The organism is Variovorax sp. JS1663 (assembly GCF_002157355.1).
Taxonomy (GTDB): Bacteria; Pseudomonadota; Gammaproteobacteria; order Burkholderiales; family Burkholderiaceae_C; genus Variovorax.
The window spans coordinates 1-1,285 of record NZ_LYMK01000136.1; the positions used below are offsets into that span (position 1 = coordinate 1).

1 protein-coding gene is annotated in these 1,285 nt (G+C 66.0%); it reads right to left on the reverse strand.

Annotation, left to right across the window (positions count from 1 at the left end):
• Nucleotides 1-1,285 (reverse strand): calcium-binding protein (locus tag A8M77_RS34980; protein WP_272947477.1); only part of this gene is annotated, 1,285 nt, incomplete at both ends.

Below are 1,285 nucleotides of genomic sequence, written 5' to 3' on the forward strand. Positions count from 1 at the left end.
AGTACCAGCTGTTGACGGTGACCCTGTCGTCGGTGCCGATGATGCTGATTTCCAGGTCGTTGCCGGCCTGGCGGAACCAGAGCTGGTCCATGGACACGCCCGGGCCCAGTTGCAGGACATCGGTGTTGCCGCTGGTGCTGTCGTTTTCGTTCACCGTGTCCCGGCCCGAGCCGCGTCCGAACAGGTAGGTGTCGTTGCCTGCGCCGCCGCTGAGTGTGTTGGCCAGGGCGTTGCCTGCCAGCGTGTCATCGAACCTGCTGCCGGTGAGGTTCTCGATGTCCAGCAGCGTGTCGACGCCCCAGCCGCCCGTGGCCTGCGGGCCGGTGAGAGCGAGATTGACGGTCACGGCAGCGCCGGCGTGCTGATATGACACTTCATCGATGCCATCCAGGCCATTGAGGACGTTGTCCCCCGCGCCCGAATACAGGACGTTGCCCAGCGCATTGCCGGTGGCAGTGACGGCTCCCGCGGAATTGATCAGGAGATTCTCGACGTTGTCGCCCAGCGTGCAGCTGATGCCGGTGTAGACCGTGTCGATGCCTTCTCCGGCCAGCTCCCGCACCACGTCGGCGCTGTTGTCGACGGCGTAGGAGTCATCCCCCGCGCCGCCCATCATCAGGTCCGCGCCGACGCCTCCGTCAAGGGTGTCGTTGCCGGCAAGGCCCTGCAGCGTGTCGGTGCCCGGGCCGCCCTTGAGCATCTCGTTGCCGGCCGTGCCGACGATCGAGAGCGCCGGCGGCGGGGGCACACGGGCATCGATCTGCGCGGCATTCCAGCTGGTGCCATCGGCGAAGCTGATCCTTTCGATGCGGTTGGCGCTGGTCAAGTACCAGTTGTTGACGGTGATCTTGTCGTCGGTGCCGAGGATGCCGATCTCCAGGTTGTTGCCGACCGGATTGAACCAGAGCTGGTCCGGCGAGACGTCCGGGCCCAGTTGCAGGGTATCGGTGTAGTTGCCGCCGCTCCTGTCCATTTCGCTCACGGCGTCCTGGCCCGAGCCGCGTGCGAACAGGTACGTGTCGTTGCCGGCGCCGCCGCTCAGGGTGTCGTTGCCGGCGCGACCGTCGAGGACGTCGTCGCCAGCGGTGCCTTTGAGGGTGTCATTTCCGGCCGTGCCAGGGATCGTGGCCAGCGGTGGCTGGTTCACGAGGGCCTCGATCTGCGCGGCATTCCAACGGGTGCCGTCCGCGAAGTCGATCCTTTCGATCGGCTTGGCCGTGTCGGCAAACCAACTCTTGATCCTGACACTGTCGCTGGCGCTGTAGGAGAGCAGCAGGTCCAGCCC